The sequence below is a fragment of the Bacillus sp. FSL R9-9834 genome, from assembly GCF_038006905.1.
GTDB lineage: Bacteria > Bacillota > Bacilli > Bacillales > Bacillaceae_G > Bacillus_A > Bacillus_A pacificus.
On sequence record NZ_JBBOWD010000001.1, the window covers coordinates 2,336,802 to 2,358,694 of the forward strand.

The following is a 21,893-nucleotide window of genomic DNA, read 5'->3' on the forward strand; positions in this document are numbered from 1 at the left end:
CCAGAAGAGAAGGGGTTTCATACAGGAGGATAGAATGTATTATTGTAAATATGGAGGAGGGGAAATATGGCGATCATAGTAAGAGCGGTAGAAATACAAGATGCTAGAGCGATTCACCGTATATGCATACAAGATGACGTATTACCTTATATGGTTTTCTTACCTAGCATGCGTGTAGATGCGATGGAAAATAGAATTCGAAATTTAGCTTCAAATCAATTTGAATTTGTTGCAGAGTATGATGGGGAAGTTGTAGGATTTGTTGGGTTAACCCAAAGCCCTGGACGTAGATCTCATTCGGGTGATTTGTTTATAGGGGTAGATAGTGAATATCATAATAAAGGCATTGGAAAAGCTCTTCTTACAAAAATGATTGATTTAGCGGATAATTGGTTAATGTTAGAGAGAGTAGAACTAGGTGTTTTAGAAACGAATCCGAAAGCGAAATCTCTATATGAAAAATTAGGATTTGTAGAAGAGGGAGTAAAGATAGGAAATTTGAAGGCTCACGGAAAGTTTATTAATGAAATTATGATGAGTCGTTTTAGACCTGACGGTTTAATCGTACATAATGGATAGTTGTGAACTTAAAAGAAAGTTGTACATGTTAAAAGAAAGTTGTACATGTTAAAAGAAAGTACTACAATTCAAAACAAAGTTATACAATTCAAAACAACGTTGTGGACTTATTGTGAAGGTGAGAGAAAATAATACATAATAAAAAGTATGATATATAATTGTCATGCTTTTTATTATGCTCAGAGTTTTAAATAAAAACAATTTCAAAGTAATAAAAATGCGTTAAAAAACTGAATATTTTAAAAAAATAAAACTTTTGTTAGGCGAAAAATGATAATATATTGATAATAGAGGAGGGAGAATAGTGAAGTTAACTAAATTAACGATTCGAAATTTTAAAGGTATAAAGGAACTAAGTTTGGATATAGAAAATATTTCGATTATAATTGGGCCGAATAATTGCAGTAAGAGTACTGTTTTAGAAGCTCTATGTACCTTTGGGTCAAGTAACTCAAAGCTGGATAAAAATTTATATTATAGGCATGATACATCTACTCCGATTACCTTTCATGCCACATTTTCAGAGTTGACTGAAGCAGAGATTAACCTCCATGGAATAAGGGCTTCTATCCATGAACCTTCAGGAAAATTTATAGTCAGATCTATATATACATATGGGGAAAAAGTTGAGAGAGCATCAAAATTGACAGGAAATGAAGAACACGATTTAGGAGAAGAAGGCTGGAATGGTAAGATGGGTGGTGGAAACAATGGTACACATTTTATAAGTGCTTTCCCAGAAGTTATTTATATTCCCGCAGTAAAGAATGCAAGTGATGATATTAAGGATAACTCGCCTTATATGAAAACTTTATATGCTCTATATAAAGATGTGATAAAAGGACTCGATGAGTATAAGGAGGCACAAGAAAAAACGAAACTTTTACAAGATAAAATTAATTCTCATGAAAATGAGAGAATTCAATATTTTGAAGAAGAGGTTCAAGGATTTTTGAAGGAAGTGACTGCAACTAAGATTAAGTTTAATGTTGATATAAATCCTTTAGATGAAATAGTTAGTACATCATTAAAACCAAATTTTGATTACAATGGCTTAGAAACTCTTCTGACTCATCAAGGTAATGGTGTGCAACGTACTTTTATGCTATCAATTCTTAAAGGTTTTAAAATGTATATGAAAAAATACCAGGGTGAAGAAAAAGGAATAAATAGACCTTTAATTATAGCTATAGAGGAGCCAGAACTATATTTACATCCTCACTTGGCAAGAGTGTTTAAAGAAACATTGTATAGTTTAGCAGATGAGGGGTTTTTCCAAGTATTAGCAACTTCTCATTCTCCAAATTTTATTGATTTAGCAAAGCCACATAGAACGCTAGCAAAACTCTCTTTAAATCATGAAAAAAATGTTATAGCAAATCAAGTGGATTCAAATATATATGGACTTCCTCTCCAAGAAAAAGAAAAATTCCAAGCATTATTGCGCTTTAATCCATATATAAATGAAATATTCTTTGCTGAAAATGTTATTTTAGTGGAGGGGGACACGGAGGTAATTGCACTAAAATTAATTGGGGAAAAACTAGTTGTTAATGGCGAGCTAGAGAGAGAAATATATGATAGGACTTCAGTAGTTAATTGTGCAGGTAAGGGAACGATGTATATAGTTCTAAATGTGCTTAATAACTTTGGAATAAAATACACTTGTATACATGATTATGATATAACTGAATTCAATAAAAAAGGAGAGACCAAAACGGTTGCAGCGTTAAAGAAAGTGTTAACTTTAAATCATAAAATAGAAAAGCTTTGCGAGATTAAAAATAACAAAAAATTTGTTTTTCAATATACTTTTGAAGAAGAAATGCCCCATGATTATGTAAAAGGAAGTTCAAAATCATTTGCAGCATATGAATATTTGAAAGATAAAGAATTACAAGAGATGCCTATTGGATTATTAAATATCATTAAATCTTCTTATGGCATAGTACTAACAGAAGAAATAGATCATAAAAACTCCATCTTATTAGAACGCTATAGTTGGGGGAACTTAAATCAAGCAAAAAGCGAATGGAGTGCTCCAAAGGATGATGAATATATTATATCTGTATGGATGGAAAATAGTAGCCAACAAGAACTACCTATATCTGCAGAATAAAATATAATAAGTGTTTTTTGATATATTTAACAATAAAATATTTTGAGGTAGTAGTATAAGTATTTATATGAGAAAAATGCTTTATACTCTGTTTTGAATGTGTTGTACAAGAATGGAGAAATTATCGATTAGGTTTTAGTTTATCTAACTATAAAGTAAAAGGCATGCAGATTAATGTCATGCTTTTTATTTTATGTTAAATGATAAATCAATTTTTTTGATTTATATGTTGTAAAGTAAAAGTTTTTAACATACAATAAAAACATCAAAAAAAATTGATGAAAGGAAATTACCATGAAAGAAATTAAATTGTACACTCAATCAACTACCCGAACCTTTGAAATGTATGAAAAGAAGTTTAAAGCATTGGCAGATCAAAAAAGGTTACACATTTTGTACGAATTGTGCCAACGTGGAGAAACTTGCGTATGTGATTTAACTGGTGTTCTAGAACTACCACAATCAAAACTTTCATATCATTTAAAACTTTTACTGGAAGCGAATCTTATTACAAAAGAAACAAAAGGAACATGGAGTTACTATGACATTAATAAAACAGAAGTAGACGCACTATTATCTGAGCAATTATGCTGTATATTTCGTCCCATGTCATAACTTTGGTGGGGACGAAATAGCGTTTTAATATATATTTAATCAATTTTTTTTGATTAATATAACATTTTGATAAGTGATTAAACTTGAATAATCAATCTGGACTTTAAATCAATTTTTTTTGATTTAAAGAATTCAATTTAGAAACTACACTAATAAATTTAGAGAAAATAAGGAGGTTTTTTCATGAAACCTATTCAACTTTCATTCAAACTACAAGAGTGTTGTGGAACGAAAAATCAAAGAATACAAAACAAAATTGATATGAAGAGATTAAAACAGTTACCAATAGCCATTATTGGGGGAGGACCCATAGGGTTGGCAGCGGCAGCGCACTTAGCAAAACATGGTGGGTCATTTATCTTATTAGAAGCTGGAGAAAATATAGGATCAAACATTCTTACATGGGGTCATGTGCGACTATTCTCATCTTGGCAATATAACATAGATAAAGCGGCTTTGGATCTCCTTGAACAGTCTGGTTGGGAAGCACCCGATATAAAAGCATTACCAACAGGAAAAGAAATTGTAGAAAAATACTTACAGCCACTTGCGAACCTTCCAGAAATTAAACCATTCATCCATTTGAATACTAAAGTACTATCTATAGGTAAGAAAAATGTAGATAAAATGAAAACAGCGAATCGTGAAAAAAAGCCATTCTTGATCTACACAGAAAAAGAAGGTGTACTTCAAATTTATGAAGCTAGAGCGGTGTTAGATGCTTCAGGTACATGGGGAAATCCGAATCCGGCAAATTCTAATGGTATTTGGTTGAAAGAAGAAAAATCCCTTAACGAGCATATTTTTTATGGAATTCCAGATATTTTAGGAAAAGAGCAAAAACGATATGCAAATAAGCGTGTAGCTGTTGTTGGAAGTGGTCATTCCGCAATCAATACTTTATTGGAGTTAGCTAAATTAAAAGAATCCAATCCAAAAACTATTATTGTTTGGATTATGAGGAAACAACGTGTGGAAGAAGCCTATGGTGGAGAGGAGAAAGATGCCCTTGAAGCACGTGGAGCCTTAGGTAGCCGTATTCATCAATTAGTTGATGAAGGAAGTGTGGAAGTAATCACACCATATAAAATTCAACGCGTAGCTAGAACAAAGGATGGAATGGACATTGTAGGTCATCAAGAAGAACAAGAAATAAAAGTCAATGATGTTCATGAGATGATTGTAAATACAGGTAATCGCCCTAATTTATCTATAATAAGTGAAATCCGTACTTCTATTGATTCTGCTACTGAAAGCATAGCGACATTAGCACCACTTATTGATCCTAATTTGCATAGCTGTGGTACAGTTCGACCTCATGGTGAAAAAGAACTTCGCCAACCGGAAAAAGACTTCTACATTGTAGGTTCAAAGAGTTATGGTAGGGCACCGACATTTCTAATGGCAACAGGTTATGAACAAGTTAGATCCATCGTCGCATATCTTACTGGAAACTATGAATCAGCACAAAAAGTTGAACTTGATTTGCCGGAGACTGGTGTTTGTAGCGTAAATTTAAAACCTAATAAAGTCAATGATTCATGCTGTGGAACAAATTCATGTTCTTAAAGAACAGTACTGTAAGGAGGAGTATTTTATATTATTTCTCCTTACAACAACTCTAAAGTTTGAAGGGAGAAACCAATTAAATGATTGTTAATCATGCAGGTAGCTTGAAAAAGGATTATTTTTTGGCCTATATACGGTTAATTATGAATACCCAACAATATAGCGTTGAAAAAGCAAAAGACTATATTTTTCAAAATATGTTCGGACTCCAAGAGGATAGTTTAGGAGAGCACACTTATCAAAATTTCCTTGAAGCTTATCGGGATCTAAGGAAAATATATTAAAAGTAGTGTAATGGTAAGGGAAGTTAGGGGGAGATAATTATGAAGATTAGAAAGGCAACCGAACAAGATGTACGAGAAATTACGACTATTTATAATGAGGGTATCGAGGATCGTATTGCGACTTTAGAGACAGAAATAAAAACAGATAAATATGTGATGGAATGGCTGTTACAACGAGAAAAAAGATATTCAGTACTTGTCATGGAAGAGAATGCTCATATCGTTGGCTGGGCCTCCATTAATCCATACAGTCATCGATGCGCCTACCGTGGAGTAGGAGAATTATCTATATACATAAAAAGAGAATATAGAGGGAAAGGTTTGGGACAGAATTTACTTTTAGCTTTAGAAAAAAATGGACAGCAGAACGAATTCTATAAATTTGTTTTATTTACTTTTTCTTTTAATGATCTAGGGCAAGGGCTGTATCGTAAAATGGGTTATCGTGAAGTAGGAGTATTTGAAAAACAGGGAATCATGGACGGAGAGCATGTCGATATTATGATTATGGAAAAATTATTAGGCTAATATTGTAATGATTTCAAATTCGAAATCAAAAACCAGTGATTAAGTGACATCACTGGTTTTTGATTGTTATTAATCTAATATCTTAATAGTTTAGAACCTAATGTGTTGGCATTCTTAAAAATAAAGTATGAATTATTAATGAATGTTTTTCTTTTTAAACTTCCATAATGATTGGAAGAATCATTGGACGACGTCCGGTTTTAGAATATAAAAATGGACTTAATACTTCTACAAGTGTTTGTTTTATTTGTGCCCAATTTATTATCCCTTCATTTAGTACATTACATATACAATCTTCTACAATATCTTCTATTTTCTTCATAAGTTCCTCTGAGCCACGCATATATACAAAGCCTCTTGTAACAATTGCCGGCTGGGATACTAATCGCTTTTGTTTACAATCTAAATTCAGACTTATAATAATGATTCCTTCTTCTGATAAAATTCTACGGTCACGTAAAACAATGTTTCCAATATCACCTATACCACTTCCGTCAACATACACAGCTTGAGAAGGTATGGTTTTACTACTAATTCTAGCTTCTCCTTTGGAGATTTCTAATACTTGCCCATTATCCATAACAAAGCAATTATCTATAGGAACACCACATTCTACAGCTAATTCTACATGCTTTTTTAACATACGATATTCTCCATGAATAGGCATGAAATATTTCGGCTTTAAAAGTGAGAGCATCAATTTTTGTTCTTCTTGTGCTCCATGACCAGATGTATGAATATCACTTATTTTATGATGAATTACATTTGCACCTACTCGATATAGTTGATTAATATTTCTGTTAACGCTTAACACATTCCCTGGAATCGGAGAGGAAGAAAGGACAACTGTATCTCCTGGAATAATTTGGATTTGTCGGTGATTACTATATGCAATCCTTGATAATGCAGCCATTGGCTCCCCTTGGCTTCCTGTACATATGATAGTTACTTGATGACTGGGAATATGATTGATTTCATGTACACCAACGAATATGTCCTCTGGAGCTTGGATATATCCTAAATTTCTTCCTATTTGAATTGTTTTTTCCATACTTCTTCCTACAATTGCAATTTTACGATTATACAAAATAGAAGCCTCTACAACCTGTTGCAATCTGTGAACGTTAGATGCAAAAGTTGCAAATAAGATACGTCCTTGTGCCTCTGAAAAGATTTCCTTTACGGATTGTCCGACCTTTTTTTCTGACATTGAAAAGCCAGAAACTTCACTATTTGTACTGTCAGATAGTAAACACAATACACCTTCTTTTCCGATTTCAGCAATTTTGTGTAGGTTCGCCTCTGTACCAACGGGTGTAAAATCGAATTTAAAATCACCAGTATGTACAATATTTCCGTTTGGAGTGGTTACTACTATACCAAATGCGTCAGGAATACTATGTGTTGTTCGGTAAAAACGTACTTTCGTGTGTTGAAATTCAACTTCTGTTTCATCCAATATATTTTTTATTTCAACATGGCGGATATTATGTTCTTCAAATTTACTTTTAATTAATGCTGCAGCTAGTTTCCCAGCATAAATCGGTACTTGTATCCGTTTAAATAAAAAGGGAACCCCGCCAATATGATCTTCATGTCCATGTGTTATGAATAATCCTTTTATTTTATCTTTATTTCTTTCTAGATACGTATAATCGGGGATAACATAATCGATACCTAATAGTTCAGATTCAGGAAATTTAAATCCAGCATCTATAATGATGATTTCATCTTCATACTCAATGACATACATGTTCTTTCCAATCTCTCCAAGGCCACCTAAAGCAAAAATCTTTGTTTTTCCACTTTGTAGTGTTTTCATGTGCCAACTCCTTACATATTAAAATATTTCAAGTTTCCTTTATGATAAAAATTCCTGATTTTGAATAAGAATTTTCAAAATCAGGAATCATACAAAAAAATATTATTTTACAATCAGTACAGGACATTGAACCCTTTTAGCTACTTTATGGCTCACACTTCCTAGTACCATTTCTTGCAACGCATTGAGTCCTCGACTACCAAGTACCACTAATTCGAAATGACCTTTATTCGCATGGTCTACAATGGTTGGACCTGGTTCACCATGTAATATTTTAACTTCATAAGAAATACGATTTGCTTTTAATTTTTCCTCAATAGGTAAAAGTCTCTTACGACGGGACAACTCTAATTCTTCTTTCCCTTGTGCATGAATAACTTCATTCTTTGCTTTTGCATAATCGACTACAAATACAATTTCAACTGTGCATTCGCTAGATAAGGATGCAATTTTCATTGCTTCTTGAGTAGCACGTAAGGAATGTTCAGAGCCATCTACAGCTAATAGGATTTTTTTATACATATTTTCCACTCCTAATCATGAATTAATGTGAAGAAGCTTTTCTATTTGGATTATTATATACTGCTAATTTTTCTACGAGTTTCTTACTAGAAGAATTTAAGTTTGTAATGGTAACAATATTTTGATTTTCTTGGTATTTAATAACAACTTTGTCGATAGCTCCAACTGCCGAATCATCCCAAACATGCGTGTTTGAGAAGTCAATGACAATGCTTCTATTTTTAACATTGAAATCAAATGATTCTACGAATCCTTCTACAGATGCAAAGAACAATTGACCATCCACATCAAATCTCATATTTGAGCCATCTTGTTGTTTTGTAACTTTTATCTTTGAAATTTTAGCAACAAAGAATATTGCACTTAATAAAACCCCAGCAATTACACCTTTAGATAAATCATGCGTTGCAACTACGATAATAACGGTCACTAACATAACTACTGCATCACTTCTTGGAGCTTTTACTAAATATGAGAATGAAGACCAATCAAATGTACCAATAGAAACCATAATCATAATACCTACTAGAACAGGCATTGGGATTTGTACAACTAAATCTCCTAATACGATGATGAGAAACATTAAAAATAATCCTGCAATTAGCGTAGACAATCTACCACGTCCACCCGATTTTACGTTGATTACAGATTGCCCAATCATTGCACAACCTGCCATCCCACCAAAGAAACCATTGATAACATTGGCGATTCCTTGACCTCTTGATTCTCGATTCTTATTGCTATCGGTTCCTGTCATATCATCCACAATGGATGCTGTTAGTAAAGATTCTAATAATCCTACAATTGCTAACGCAATTGAATAGGGGAGAATAATTTGTAGTGTTTCAAATGTAAATGGTACGTCTGGAATAAAGAACGATGGTAATGTTCTTGTAATTGCTCCTAAGTCACCGACAGTTCGTAAGTCTAAATGCATATAAATTGCAATAGCTGTTAATAATACAATCGCTATTAATGGAGCTGGAATTGATTTAATAAATCGCGGTACAATATAGACAATTGCTAATGTAATTGCTACAAATACATATGTCAGATTGGAAATGCCAATAAAATGTGGTACTTGAGCCATAAAAATTAAAATTGCTAAAGCATTAACAAAACCAATCATGACAGCACGTGGGATAAATTTCATTAATCGTGCTACTTTAAAAACACCAAAAATAATTTGTATAACACCCGTTAAGATTGTTGCTGCTAATAAATAATTTAGCCCGTGCTCTTTTACTAAAGGAACCATAAGTAATGCCATTGCACCGGTTGCCGCTGAAATCATTCCAGGACGACCACCTACAAAGGCAATAATAACTGCAATACAAAAGGATGCATATAATCCCACCATTGGATCTACACCTGCAATAATGGAAAATGCAATTGCCTCAGGAATTAATGCTAGTGCAACTACAATCCCCGCAAGGATATCAGCCCTAACATTTGAAAACCATTCTGTTTTTAATTTTTCTACCACTGTCTTATACACCTCATATCATTTATTTTGTGGCTTTTAAGTCTCATAAAAGCCGCGTTCACGATTTAATAAAAACAGTCTAACACTTATCGTCCCAAAAAGGAACCTTTTTGATACTGATTTTATAACTCCAAGTTATGGTATGATAAAAGAAACGTCTAAATTGTTAGGAGAGCATGTATGTTAATCGGATATATGAGACCATATCAAGATGACTTGAAATGTGAAGAACAACTCAAAACCTTAGAGAAATGTAGTTGTACGATGATTGTTTCAGAGGAACATTCATCGGCCAAAAAAAGAGTACAACTTAAAAATATGATAGATAACCTAAAACCAGATGATAAAATTGTTGTTACAAAACTATTCACATTAGCTGATTCAACACGTCATCTTGTTGAGTTATTACAAGTCATTGATAATAAAGGTGCTTACATTTACTTTGTTCAAGAAGATATTGATACCAGTAATGCAAATGGGTATCATTTTGGAGATATTGTAAAACATCTTGTTGATTTTCAAAGTGATGTAATTAGTGAAAAAACGAAGAAAGGCTTGTATGAAGCGAAACAAAAGGGAGTTACAACAGGGCGTCCTAGAAAACCTGATGAGAATGTAAAGCGTGCTATTGTAATGTATCAAAGTGGTGACTATAGTTTAGCTGAAATACGAGAAGAAACTGGAATCAGTAAATCAACTTTATATAGATATTTAGAAAACTGAATAAGAAAAACAAGCTTTTGTTCAATAAGAAAATTTTAACCATGAAAAAGTCACTTTCCTGTACGCTGAGGAAAGTGACTTTTTGGTTATCTTTGAATGTATTACGGATGAATGCTTAAATAATACGGAATCATTACTTTGTAAAGGCTTTGTAAATTATTTTATAATTAATTGAAAAAGTGATATGTCAATGATAAATTAATAACGAAGTTCGATATTGCTTTTCGATTTTGATGCTATAGGAGGGGGAAAACTTGGAGGATAAATTATTAAGAAAGTTATTTTTAGGGTTTATCCAAATCCACATTTTACATCATGCTAAGGAACATCCCATTTTTGGTGCATGGATGTTAGAAGAACTAAGGGAACATGGCTATACTATAAGTCCTGGAACCTTATACCCTATTCTTCATGCGATGGAAAGTTATGGTCTTTTGAATAAAGAGGATCGTAATGTAGCTGGGAAAATCAGAAAGTATTATACAGCTACTGAAAAAGGACGAGATGTTCTAGTGGAAGCACGAAAGAAAGCATACGAACTTTTTAAAGAAATTAAAGACTAATAAGAAAGGACGTGTAGAATGAATCATACAACACAGCAAAGCAGATTTAAGATTTTATTAGAAGTACTGCTAGTTTCTATTCGACTTGGACTTACATCTTTCGGGGGGCCAATAGCACATCTTGGTTACTTTCACGAAGAGTATGTTCGCAAAAGAAAATGGATGGATGAAAAAAGTTATGCGGATTTAGTTGCGTTATGTCAGTTTTTACCTGGCCCTGCTAGTAGTCAAGTTGGTATTGGTATTGGTGTAATGCGTGCAGGTGTATTAGGAGGAATTCTTGCTTTTATAGGTTTCACTCTTCCTTCTGTTATTGCATTAATCATATTTGCATTAGTTTTACAAGGTTTAAACATTGGAGATGTTAGTTGGATTCATGGGCTGAAAATTGTAGCGGTGGTAGTAGTAGCACATGCGATTTTAGGAATGGCTCAAAAGTTGACACCAGATTTACAACGTAAATCAATTGCATTATTTGCTTTAGTTGGAACGTTATTATGGCAAACAGCTTTCACACAAGTTGGTGTAATTTTATTATCGGGGCTAGTGGGTTATCTTATCTATAAAAATCATGCGGATAACGATGAAGCGAAACTAAGTTTCCCAATCTCCAGAAAGTTAGGAGTAATTTGTTTATCACTATTTTTTGGATTACTTATTTCCCTTCCAATTCTAAGAGAGGTTACATCGTTAAATTGGATTGCAATGTTTGATAGTTTTTATCGCGCAGGTTCTTTAGTTTTTGGTGGAGGTCATGTTGTGTTACCGTTACTGGAACGTGAATTTGTACCTACGGGCTGGATGGATGAAGCGTCATTTTTAGCTGGTTACGGTGCTACTCAAGCTGTACCTGGCCCATTGTTTACATTTGCAGCGTATATTGGTGCTGTTATTGGTGGATGGCAAGGTGGATTATTGGCAACTGTAGCTATTTTCTTACCAGCATTTCTTCTTATTTTAGGTACATTACCGTTTTGGGATCAACTAAGACGAAATCCTAAAATTAAAGGTGCTTTAATGGGAGTGAATGCGGCAGTAGTCGGCATTTTAATCTCAGCTTTCTATCATCCGATTTGGACTAGTGCAATCTTACAACCTGTTGATTTTGCTTTTGCCGCTGTATTATTTAGTATGTTAGTGTATTGGAAGTTACCACCTTGGATTATTGTAGTGGTGGGTGCTGTTGGAGGTACAATAATATCACTATTATAAAATAAATAATTGTGTTTTAAACTACCATTATATTTGGTGGTTTTTTGTTTCACTTAAAACGAAAGAAAATATGTTTTTTGTAACAAAAACGATAATTTTTGATAAAATAAAAATGTGAGTTGAGCATTAAGGTACAGTGTAAAGATACTATAAATATAAATTTTTTTCAGTTGATTATATAAGCAATTAATTATATACTTATTTCGAGAAGGAGAGAAAAATAAAAATGAATCCATTTAATGAATATTAGGTTTAAATTTCGCTTAATATATAAGTATATACTTATGTAATTATAAAAGGGTGGTGTGGATATGGAAAAAACGGTTATCGAATTAACAAGAGTGTCACAGCTATTGAAACTACTAGGAGACAAAACAAGGTTAACAATTGTATCTATTCTTAAACAACGTGAATGTTGTGTCTGTGAACTTCTTGAAGTGTTTGACATGAGTCAACCCTCAATTAGTCAACATCTTCGAAAGTTAAAGGATTTAGGCTTGGTACAAGAAGAGCGTAGAGGTCAGTGGATTTATTATTCTTTAAATCAAGCAAGTGATTTATACACACTTTTAGAAGATATTTTAGCGCATGTACCAGATCAATCAGAGAAAATTAAACAAATTGAGAAGAGCAATCCTACACTCCGGTGTGGTTGTTAATAAATAGTTAGAAAGGGAAGTGAGAGGGATGAGCAACACGGGGAAAAAACGTCTGTCTTTCCTAGATCGATACCTAACCCTTTGGATTTTTCTTGCCATGGCAGTAGGAATAGGAGTCGGCTATTTATCACCTGGATTTGTTGAGGGCATGAATAGTTTACAAGTAGGAACGACCTCCATACCGCTTGCGATTGGGTTAATTTTAATGATGTATCCTCCATTAGCGAAAGTGCGCTATGAAGAGATGGGACGCGTTTTTAAAGATGTAAAAGTATTAGTATTATCACTCGTACAAAACTGGATTATTGGTCCTGTTCTGATGTTTGCTTTGGCTGTTATATTCTTACCAGATAAGCCAGAATATATGGTGGGCTTAATCATGATAGGTTTAGCTCGTTGTATTGCGATGGTTATCGTTTGGAATGACTTAGCAAAAGGAGATACAGAATATGCGGCAGGATTAGTAGCATTTAACTCTGTATTCCAAATGTTATTTTTCTCAGTATATGCTTATGTGTTTGTAACAGTTATTCCAGAATGGTTAGGAATTGAAGGTGCTGTTGTAGATATAACAATGGCTGAGGTTGCAAAATCAGTCTTTATTTACTTAGGAATTCCGTTTATTGCAGGAATGTTAACACGTTTTATCTTTGTAAAAACAAAAGGCCGAGAGTGGTATGAAAAAGTACTTATACCAAAGATTAGTCCAATTACATTAATTGCATTGTTATTTACAATTATTGTGATGTTCTCATTAAAAGGAGAGGTTATTGTTAGCGTACCATTTGATGTTGTACGTATTGCGATTCCATTACTCATTTATTTTGTAATCATGTTTTTTGTCTCCTTCTATATGGGCAAAAAAGTGGGTGCAAGTTATGGGGTATCAACAACATTAGCATTTACAGCTGGTAGTAATAACTTTGAATTAGCAATCGCTGTAGCTGTAGGGGTATTTGGAATTCAGTCTGGTGCAGCGTTTGCGGCGGTTATTGGACCTTTAGTTGAAGTTCCCGTTATGATTGCTCTCGTAAATGTAGCACTCTGGTTCCAGCGGAAATACTTTCAAACACAACCAAAATAACTATTCATAAAAAGGTGGAATTATCATGGAAAACAAAAAAACAATTTACTTCTTATGCACAGGAAACTCTTGTCGTAGCCAAATGGCAGAAGCTTGGGGCAAAAAATATTTAGGTGACAAATGGAATGTACTTTCTGCAGGTATTGAGGCGCACGGAGTAAATCCGAATGCAATTAAAGCAATGAACGAAGTAGACATTGATATTACAGATCAAACATCGGATACCATTGACCGTGACATTTTAGATAAAGCGGATCTTGTTGTAACACTTTGTGGTCACGCAAATGATGTATGTCCGACAACACCACCACATGTAAAACGAGTTCATTGGGGATTTGATGATCCAGCTGGTCAAGAGTGGTCTGTATTCCAAAAAGTTCGTGATGAGATTGGCGAACGTATCAAAAAATTCGCTGAAACAGGAGAATAATTGAAAATTAAATATTTGTAGCCGAGAATCTTTTTCTCGGCTTATTTTGTAAAGAAGGGGAGAAATCAAAGATGAAGAAGATAGAAATTTTTGATCCTGCAATGTGTTGTTCTACTGGTGTTTGCGGACCGAGTGTTGACCCAGAGTTAATTCGTGTATCAGTTGCTGTTAACAACTTGAAGAATAAAGGTATTGATGTGACCCGTTATAATTTGGCAAGTGAACCAGATGCATTTGCCAATAATATTGTTATCAGTCAACTATTAACAGATAAAGGACCAGACGTGTTACCTGTAACTTTGGTAGATGGAAAAGTAGTAAAAGAAAAAGGTCACCTGACAAATGAAGAACTTACACAATTAACAGATATAACAAAAGAAGAGTTGAGTCAAAAGCCAGTCGTACGTTTAAAGCTAGACGTGAAAAAATAGAGAAAGAAGTGAAAGGCAATGACAAACTTATATAATCCAAACACAATAGCATTCACACCATTTTTATTCTTTACTGGTAAAGGTGGAGTTGGAAAAACATCTACTGCATGTGCAACAGCTATTACGTTAGCTGATATGGGGAAACAAGTTTTATTAATAAGTACTGACCCAGCTTCTAATTTACAAGATGTGTTCGAAATAGAACTTACGAATAAACCGAAAGAAATTCCAAGTGTTCCAAATCTACAAGTAGCAAACTTAGATCCTGAAACAGCAGCACATGAATATAAAGAACGTGTTGTTGGTCCATACCGTGGAAAGCTCCCTGATGCTGTTATTGCAACGATGGAAGAGCAATTATCTGGAGCTTGTACAGTAGAAATGGCCGCATTTGATGAATTCTCTACGTTACTTACAAATATAGAATTAACATCGAAATTCGATCACATTATATTTGATACAGCGCCAACAGGTCATACGTTACGTCTTCTTCAACTTCCTACGGCTTGGAGTGGTTTCTTAGAAGAAAGTATTCATGGAGCTTCTTGTTTAGGACCATTAGCAGGGCTTGGTGATAAAAAAGAATTATATAGTCAAACCGTTGAAGCGTTATCGAATCCGAAGCAAACCTCTTTATTGCTTGTGACACGTCCTGATAGTTCACCGTTGCAAGAAGCAGAACGAGCAGCCAAAGAATTAAAAGAAATTGGAGTTAGCAATCAATATTTGCTTATAAATGGTGTTTTAACGAATTATGTGCAAAATGATGCTGTTTCTAAAGCTTTGTTTACGAGACAAGTACGTGCATTAGAAAACATGTCAGAAGAGCTAAAAGGTCTTCCAGCTTATGAACTTCCATTAGTGCCATTTAATGTTACCGGAATAGAGAATATGAGAAAGTTGGTTCGGCCAATTGAAAGTCTCTCAATTTTAGATGAGTTACAAGAAGAAATTGTTATATCTCCTCTGCAAAACTTGATTGCAGATTTTTCTGAGACAGGAAAAAGAGTTATTTTGACAATGGGAAAAGGTGGAGTAGGAAAAACAACTGTAGCTTCAGCCATTGCAGTTGGTCTTGCTGAAAAAGGGCATCGTGTACATTTAACAACAACAGATCCAGCAGCACATATTAATTATGTCATGCATGGGGAACAAGGCAATATTACGATAAGTCGTATTGATCCAAAGCTGGAAGTTGAAAACTATCGTAAAGAAGTTATAGAGCAAGCAAAAGATACAGTTGATGAAGAAGGTTTAGCGTATCTTGAAGAGGACTTACGTTCTCCTTGTACGGAAGAGATTGCAGTCTTTCGTGCTTTGGCCGATATTGTTGAAAGAGCTAATGATGAAATTGTAGTAATTGATACAGCACCAACAGGTCATACATTATTGTTACTAGATGCAGCACAAACGTATCATAAGGAAATTGCACGTTCTACGGGTGAAGTACCACAGTCTGTGAAAAACTTATTACCACGTTTGCGTAATCCAGAAGAAACAAGCGTTGTAATTGTAACACTTGCAGAAGCAACACCAGTTCATGAAGCGAGCCGTCTACAAGAAGACTTAAAACGTGCGGACATTACTCCGAAATGGTGGGTTATCAATCAAAGTTTTTACGCAACACATACAAGTGACTTCGTGTTAAGAGGAAGAGCACAGTCCGAAATACAATGGATTCAAGAAGTACAAAAGGAATCACAAAATAACTGTGTTATCATCCCTTGGCAATCGGAAGATATTGTAGGATATGAGAAGCTTAAAGAGTTAGTAAAATAAAAAATTCTAATTAGTTACTGTGAAGGGGAGAAATAATAATGAATATTACAGATAAAGCAAAAGAGTTTATTGAAACTGCTATGAAAGAAAATGGTGTTACAACATTACGTTTTACATTTGATGGTGCTGGATGCTGTGGTCCTAGTTACGGTATTAATTTAGGTGAAGCAGAAGAAAGTGATATCACAGAAACAGTAAACGGTATTCAAGTCGCAATGGATCCAAAGGTAGCAGAAATCGTTAATACTTTAACATTAGACTATGTAGAAGATCAACAAGGCGCAGGACTTGTTATCAGTGGCGGATCTAACTGCTGCTAACTAATAATTGAAGGAGACTAACAAACATGACTAACTATCACGAACTAGTAAAAGGAAAAGTATATATTGGTGGAGTAGAAGCTATACAAGACGCAGTAAACAAGCACGGGATCACAGAGGTGTTTGATTTGCGTGCTGGTGGAGAAGAACCAGAAGGGTTTCCGGCTGGAACTAAACGTCATGCTTATCCAATCGTAGAAGGTGTAGAAGGGCAAGATGAATCAGTAAGAAATGCAATTGCAGCGGTCAAGGAAGCTGTTGAACAAGATAAAAAAGTGTTTTTCCATTGTTCTGGTGGACGTAATCGTACAGGTACAGTTGCTACGGGCTTATTGCTAGAATTAGGTCATGCTTCTAATGTTGAAGATGCGGAACAGCAAGTAAAGGCGATTCGTTCAATTATTGCAATTAAACCAGAATTAAAACAAGTGTTACGAAATTTATATAAATAATTAGTGTAAAACGGATATTTTTAAAATATCCGTTTTTTTGTAAACAAGTTAAGTATTATATACATAAAAAAATCCAATAATGGGAATTATAAAGAGTTTTAAAAAAGGGGATAAAACATGACCAAACGTAAAAATGATTGGACGGAAAAGAAAATAGAGAAGTATATAAAAGAAGGTAGGGGAGAAGGAGAGTTTAATAATTATAAACCTTGGTTAACGATTCAAAATATTTCTTCAACAGGAAATAGTTCTAGGTTGAAAGGATGGAAAACAAATAGAAGGCATGAACTGTTATCTGATTTAGAGAGGAATTATTTTTTTATAATGGAATGGATAGAAGATATTATTGATATTCGTGAGCAATTTCCGTTAAATCGGGAAGTAACTTATAACATCGCAAAAGAAAAAGGGATTCGTCATCCTATTTGTACGAAAAATGAAACGTTAATTGTACTAACAACAGATTTTTTCCTTACAGTTCGAGAGGGGAATGGAATAAAATATCTAGCTAGAACTATCAAGCCTAGTAGTGAATTAGAAAATGAAAGGATTATAGAGAAGTTTGAAATAGAAAGAGAATATTGGGAAAGAAAAGGGATTGATTGGGGGATTGTAACAGAAAAGGATATCCCAATCATTATAACCCAGAATATTTCGTGGATTCATAAGTCTTATTATCTTGATGAAATTGAAGATGAAACGTTTGTAAAAGTCTTTTCTAGTTACTTAATGAGATTTCAAAATATCGATAAGGATCTTATGGAAATATGCAATGAGTTTGAGGAACAGTACAATTTGGAACAAGGTTCGTCAATTAAATATTTTAAACATTTGTTAGCTAGGAAGTTATTTTTTGTAGATATGAGTTCTCAAAAATTAAATGTACGAAGTTTAACTTTAAATGATGTAGTTTTTAGTAAAAGAGGTGATGAAAATTGTGATTCAATTATCAGTTAATGAAACATTTAAGTCAATTGATGATTCAAAGGTATATAGATTGCTCTGGATAGATGAAGGTAATGTTATTATTTATTTAATTGATGTTTATGATGAAAAAGCTATGCCTTTTGTAGATACAATTAGTAATATTCATGAGGGCTTTGCAAATGGACAGTACATAAAATTAAGTACAAACGAACTATTTCCAATAGTAAATCATGAAGGATTAAAAGAAAAAGATAAATTAATTAGGGATAAAGCATGGAGGATTATACAAGATTTAGTAAGTAAAGAACCTAATATTTTCAAAAAAAATGAGAGAGGCAAGCTCATTTTACAAGCAACAGAAAAATTTGGCTGTACGTATAAGACTATTTATAAATATTTAAAAAGGTATTGGCAAAGAGGGAAAGTCAAAGATAGTTTACTCCCGGATTATAAAAATTGTGGGAATAAGGGGGAACAAAAGAACTGGAACGAAAATAAAACTGGTAGACCTAGAATTACAAATAGCATTGGAGTTAATATTACATCTGAAATAAAAGAAAAATTTAAGAGAGCTATACAGTCTTATTATTTTTCAAATCAGGAAAATACACTAGCATATACGTATAAAATGATGATTAGAGATAACTTTCAGTCGAGTGTATATTATCAAAATAATACCAAATATATCAAGATTTTGGATGAAGATAATATACCTACTTTAGGACAGTTTTATTATTGGTTTAATAAAGAATATGGGATACAAGAAGTTACAATTGCTAAGTATGGAAGAAAAAAATTTGAAAGAGATTATAGGCCTGTTTTGGGTTCTTCTTCTTTTGAGGTTTTTGGACCAGGATCTAGGTATCAAATTGATGCAACTATTGCTAATGTATATTTAGTTTCTCGCTACAATGCCGACTGGGTATTGAAGCGACCGACGATTTACTACGTAACAGATGTATATACGCATTTAATTACTGGTTTTTATGTTGGATTAGAAGGACCTTCATGGATTGGAATGATGATGGCACTTTTGAATTCTACTGTCAATAAGAAGGATTTTTGTGCGAATTATAATATATCTATTACAGATGATTGTTGGCCTGCTGCACATTTACCAGAAATTATCTTAGGTGATCGGGGAGAATTAGAAGGATATAATGTAAATCATTTGATAGAAGGACTTAATATTACTATTGAAAACAATCCATCTTTTCGCCCGGATTGGAAAGGAATTGTTGAAAAACTATTTGATACATCTCAAGAAAAAATACGGCCATTTTTACCTGGGTATGTTTCAAAAGATTGGGGAAAAAGGGGCACAAAAGACCCACGTTTAGGAGCGAAACTCGATATAGAACAATATACAAAAATTATTATCAATTTTATTTTGCATTACAATAAAAACTTCTATATGAAGAATTACATACGTGATAAAGATATGGTAGTTGATAACGTAAAACCCACACCGATTGAATTATGGAAATGGGGCGTGAAAAATCGTGCAGGGAAATTAAGAGTAGTCCATCCTGATATTATGAAATTTTACTTAATGCCTAGGGGGAGTGCTACGGTAACTGCAAAAGGAATCAGATTTGAAAAAATGTTATACAGCTGTGATACAGCGCTTCAGCAATCATGGTTTTCTACAGCAAGAACAAAGAAAAGTTGGAAAGTAGATTTCTCATATGATCCACGCAATATGAACCATATTTATATTCATACAGGGAATGAAGAGATTTTTGAGAAATGTTATCTGTTAAAGCATCAAGAACGATATCAAAATAAAACTTTAGAAGAAGTTAAACAGTTAAACGCTTTAGAAAATAAAGATTATAAAGATAGCGAACATAGTTTATTACAAAGTGAAATTAACTTTTTTGATAATATTCAATCTATTGTTAAAGAAGCGATTAAAGAAACAAGTGAAAAACAAACAAAGAATGTAACAAAAGTAAAGAAAATTAAAGATATTAGTCCCCATACTAAATGGGAGCGGAATGTACGAAGAACTGATGAAGTGTTTAAAATAGATAAAAATGAGGAAAAAACTTTAACAGAAGGAAATCATTTAGACGATCAACAAGAAAATGAATTCAAGCACCGCTCAGTTAAAGAATTATTTAATAAAAGAAGGGGGCGTAAAAATGAGTGATGCTCTAAGGGAAGTTAAGTTAGATAATGGGACATACGCTTTAATAGCACAATATCAGCCACAGGAATTAGTTGATTATCAGGGGAATCCTTTAATAGAAGCTTTACCTAGTATATTGTCATATGAAGAGGCTTTTAATCAACTTAGTTTTTTACCTAATTACCATGAAAAAGAAAGAAATTTATCAGATCATCATCGATTTCATGCATTATTACGTTTAACTCGTTTTTTCCAACCAATTGCTCAAACATTAGACTTAGAAAGACGTTTTTCAAGATTTTTACGATATGGATATGTGAACAGGAACCCTTTTCAAAAACAACATATTCAAGTACTAAATGAATTACATAATCAATTAGTAGAAAGAAATAATTTAAATTTGTCAGCAGATATACGTACTACTGCATCTAGTTTTACCTTAATGGGTTTCTCAGGTATTGGAAAATCAACAGCTATAGAACGAATCCTTTCATTATATCCTCAACTAATTATGCATAGACACCCCCTCAATACGCTTCAAATTGTTTGGTTAAAATTAAATTGTCCACATGATGGATCGTTAAAATCATTATGTCAAAACTTCTTTGAAAAGATAGATAAATTAATTGGGACAAACTACCTTGAAAGTTATGGTAAGTCCTCTAATTCTATAAGCTCAATGGTAACTAGAATGGGACAAATTTCTAGATTACATTGTGTTGGTGCATTAATCATAGATGAAATTCAACATCTGTTGGCGGCTACTGGGGATGCGTCAGAGAAAATGATGAATTTTTTCGTTACCCTTATTAATGAAATTGGTATACCGGTAATGATAATTGGAACTATGAGAGCTAGAAGCCTTTTACAAAAAGATTTTAGGCAAGCACGTCGTGGTAGTGGACAAGGCGATATGGTTTGGCAACAAATGAGCAATAAAGAAGATTGGGAAGTTTTAATTACAAGTATGTGGGATTATCAGTGGACAAAGCAATATGTAGAACTTGATCAAGATTTATTAGATGTTATTTACGAAGAGAGCCAGGGGATTACTGATATCGCTATAAAGCTATTTTTACTAGCACAGGGGCGAGCGATTGAAACGGGCAAAGAAAAAATTTCATCAGGGCTAATTAGAAAAGTGGGTAAGGAAGATTTAAGGCTTGTTCAACCAATGCTTAAAGCTCTTAAATCGGGTTGTGAAACTGAGATAGCAGGGTATGAAGATATTGTATCGTTAGATATGCAAGACTATATTCTAAATAAACTACCAGTAATCGATATGAGAGCTAGGCTTCAGGATAAAAAAGAAAAAATGGCACAAGAGCGTTTAAAAAAAGAACCAACTAAAGTAGAGAAGTTAATTTTTGCTCTTATAAACTTAGATATGAATGAAAAAGATGCAGAAATAGCAATAAAATATGTAATAAATAAATCACCTAACGCTAATATTAATGAGTTGATGAAAGATGCTTTGCAATATATGAAAGAGAAAGAAAATAAAAAAAGAAAAGAAGTAGTGAAGGATAAAAATATATTAAAGGGTATCATTGATGGCGGTAAGCAGAAAAAACAATCTGCATATGAAAGCCTAAATAATGAGGGATATATTAAGAATCCTTTAAAAGAATTTAATTATAACGAATTAAGGTGAT

The 21,893-nt window shown here is 33.4% G+C and carries 22 protein-coding genes; 19 read left to right on the top strand and 3 right to left on the bottom strand.

What is annotated here, in order from left to right; genetic code table 11:
- Positions 1–66: 66 nt before the first annotated feature.
- The 6 genes from MKY00_RS12070 to MKY00_RS12095 all read left to right on the top strand — a co-directional run bounded on the left by MKY00_RS12070 (position 67) and on the right by MKY00_RS12095 (position 5,694).
- Positions 67–579, top strand: coding sequence for a GNAT family N-acetyltransferase (locus MKY00_RS12070; protein ID WP_074585747.1), 513 nt, complete (start codon positions 67–69; stop codon positions 577–579).
- Positions 580–883: 304 nt separating this feature from the next.
- Positions 884–2,698: an ATP-dependent nuclease gene (locus MKY00_RS12075; RefSeq protein WP_000778951.1), complete on the top strand. Its 1,815-nt coding sequence runs from the start codon at positions 884–886 to the stop codon at positions 2,696–2,698.
- A 294-nt stretch (positions 2,699–2,992) separates the two neighbouring features.
- Positions 2,993–3,313 carry an ArsR/SmtB family transcription factor gene (locus tag MKY00_RS12080; RefSeq protein ID WP_000658770.1) on the top strand — a complete coding sequence of 107 codons (321 nt, stop codon included), beginning with the start codon at positions 2,993–2,995 and terminating at the stop codon, positions 3,311–3,313.
- A gap of 183 nt (positions 3,314–3,496) precedes the next feature.
- Positions 3,497–4,882, top strand: a complete 1,386-nt coding sequence (locus MKY00_RS12085; protein ID WP_000802653.1) for an FAD-dependent oxidoreductase — start codon at positions 3,497–3,499, stop codon at positions 4,880–4,882.
- An 80-nt stretch (positions 4,883–4,962) separates the two neighbouring features.
- On the top strand, positions 4,963–5,166 hold the full coding sequence (locus tag MKY00_RS12090; protein ID WP_000636762.1) for a hypothetical protein: 204 nt from the start codon (positions 4,963–4,965) through the stop codon (positions 5,164–5,166).
- A 39-nt stretch (positions 5,167–5,205) separates the two neighbouring features.
- On the top strand, positions 5,206–5,694 hold the full coding sequence (locus MKY00_RS12095) for an arsinothricin resistance N-acetyltransferase ArsN1 family A (protein WP_016717469.1): 489 nt from the start codon (positions 5,206–5,208) through the stop codon (positions 5,692–5,694).
- Positions 5,695–5,848: 154 nt separating this feature from the next.
- On the opposite strand, the gene rnjA is transcribed toward MKY00_RS12095, so the two are convergent.
- From rnjA to MKY00_RS12110, 3 genes are all read right to left on the bottom strand, one after another.
- On the bottom strand, positions 5,849–7,516 hold the full coding sequence (gene rnjA / locus MKY00_RS12100; protein ID WP_000854866.1) for a ribonuclease J1: 1,668 nt from the start codon (positions 7,514–7,516) through the stop codon (positions 5,849–5,851).
- Positions 7,517–7,618: 102 nt separating this feature from the next.
- Complete coding sequence (locus MKY00_RS12105) at positions 7,619–8,038, bottom strand: universal stress protein (RefSeq protein WP_000277011.1); 420 nt, start codon at positions 8,036–8,038, stop codon at positions 7,619–7,621.
- Between the two features lie 22 nt (positions 8,039–8,060).
- Complete coding sequence (locus MKY00_RS12110) at positions 8,061–9,524, bottom strand: SulP family inorganic anion transporter (protein ID WP_000229540.1); 1,464 nt, start codon at positions 9,522–9,524, stop codon at positions 8,061–8,063.
- Between the two features lie 180 nt (positions 9,525–9,704).
- Here MKY00_RS12110 and MKY00_RS12115 point away from each other — a divergent pair, with 180 nt between their 5' ends.
- The 13 genes from MKY00_RS12115 (at position 9,705) to MKY00_RS12175 (ending at position 21,892) form a co-directional block, all read left to right on the top strand.
- The gene (locus tag MKY00_RS12115; RefSeq protein ID WP_000904935.1) at positions 9,705–10,247 is read left to right on the top strand and encodes a recombinase family protein; all 543 of its coding nucleotides are present in this window, start codon (positions 9,705–9,707) and stop codon (positions 10,245–10,247) included.
- Between the two features lie 254 nt (positions 10,248–10,501).
- A complete protein-coding gene (locus MKY00_RS12120) occupies positions 10,502–10,810 on the top strand; it encodes a PadR family transcriptional regulator (protein ID WP_000389623.1) in 309 nt (102 codons plus the stop codon).
- 18 nt (positions 10,811–10,828) lie between these two features.
- Positions 10,829–12,022, top strand: coding sequence for a chromate transporter (locus MKY00_RS12125; protein ID WP_001017007.1), 1,194 nt, complete (start codon positions 10,829–10,831; stop codon positions 12,020–12,022).
- Between the two features lie 311 nt (positions 12,023–12,333).
- Positions 12,334–12,681 (top strand): ArsR/SmtB family transcription factor, encoded by a 348-nt coding sequence (locus tag MKY00_RS12130; protein ID WP_000416300.1) that lies wholly within the window; start codon positions 12,334–12,336, stop codon positions 12,679–12,681.
- A 28-nt stretch (positions 12,682–12,709) separates the two neighbouring features.
- Positions 12,710–13,765 carry an ACR3 family arsenite efflux transporter gene (gene arsB, locus MKY00_RS12135; RefSeq protein WP_029141118.1) on the top strand — a complete coding sequence of 352 codons (1,056 nt, stop codon included), beginning with the start codon at positions 12,710–12,712 and terminating at the stop codon, positions 13,763–13,765.
- Positions 13,766–13,790: 25 nt separating this feature from the next.
- Positions 13,791–14,195: an arsenate reductase (thioredoxin) gene (gene arsC / locus MKY00_RS12140; RefSeq protein WP_000428332.1), complete on the top strand. Its 405-nt coding sequence runs from the start codon at positions 13,791–13,793 to the stop codon at positions 14,193–14,195.
- A 71-nt stretch (positions 14,196–14,266) separates the two neighbouring features.
- Positions 14,267–14,626 (top strand): arsenite efflux transporter metallochaperone ArsD, encoded by a 360-nt coding sequence (gene arsD / locus MKY00_RS12145; RefSeq protein ID WP_000717839.1) that lies wholly within the window; start codon positions 14,267–14,269, stop codon positions 14,624–14,626.
- An 18-nt stretch (positions 14,627–14,644) separates the two neighbouring features.
- On the top strand, positions 14,645–16,405 hold the full coding sequence (arsA, locus tag MKY00_RS12150; RefSeq protein ID WP_016717470.1) for an arsenical pump-driving ATPase: 1,761 nt from the start codon (positions 14,645–14,647) through the stop codon (positions 16,403–16,405).
- 38 nt (positions 16,406–16,443) lie between these two features.
- Positions 16,444–16,725 (top strand): HesB/IscA family protein, encoded by a 282-nt coding sequence (locus tag MKY00_RS12155; RefSeq protein ID WP_001027745.1) that lies wholly within the window; start codon positions 16,444–16,446, stop codon positions 16,723–16,725.
- 26 nt (positions 16,726–16,751) lie between these two features.
- A complete protein-coding gene (locus MKY00_RS12160) occupies positions 16,752–17,177 on the top strand; it encodes a protein-tyrosine phosphatase family protein (protein ID WP_000186250.1) in 426 nt (141 codons plus the stop codon).
- A gap of 117 nt (positions 17,178–17,294) precedes the next feature.
- Complete coding sequence (locus MKY00_RS12165; protein ID WP_000166809.1) at positions 17,295–18,134, top strand: heteromeric transposase endonuclease subunit TnsA; 840 nt, start codon at positions 17,295–17,297, stop codon at positions 18,132–18,134.
- On the top strand, positions 18,106–20,259 hold the full coding sequence (locus MKY00_RS12170) for a Mu transposase C-terminal domain-containing protein (protein WP_016717471.1): 2,154 nt from the start codon (positions 18,106–18,108) through the stop codon (positions 20,257–20,259). Before MKY00_RS12165 ends, MKY00_RS12170 begins: the two co-directional genes overlap by 29 nt.
- Entirely contained in the window at positions 20,252–21,892 is a 1,641-nt protein-coding gene (locus MKY00_RS12175) for an ATP-binding protein (RefSeq protein ID WP_016717472.1), read from the top strand. Before MKY00_RS12170 ends, MKY00_RS12175 begins: the two co-directional genes overlap by 8 nt.
- Position 21,893: the final 1 nt, after the last annotated feature.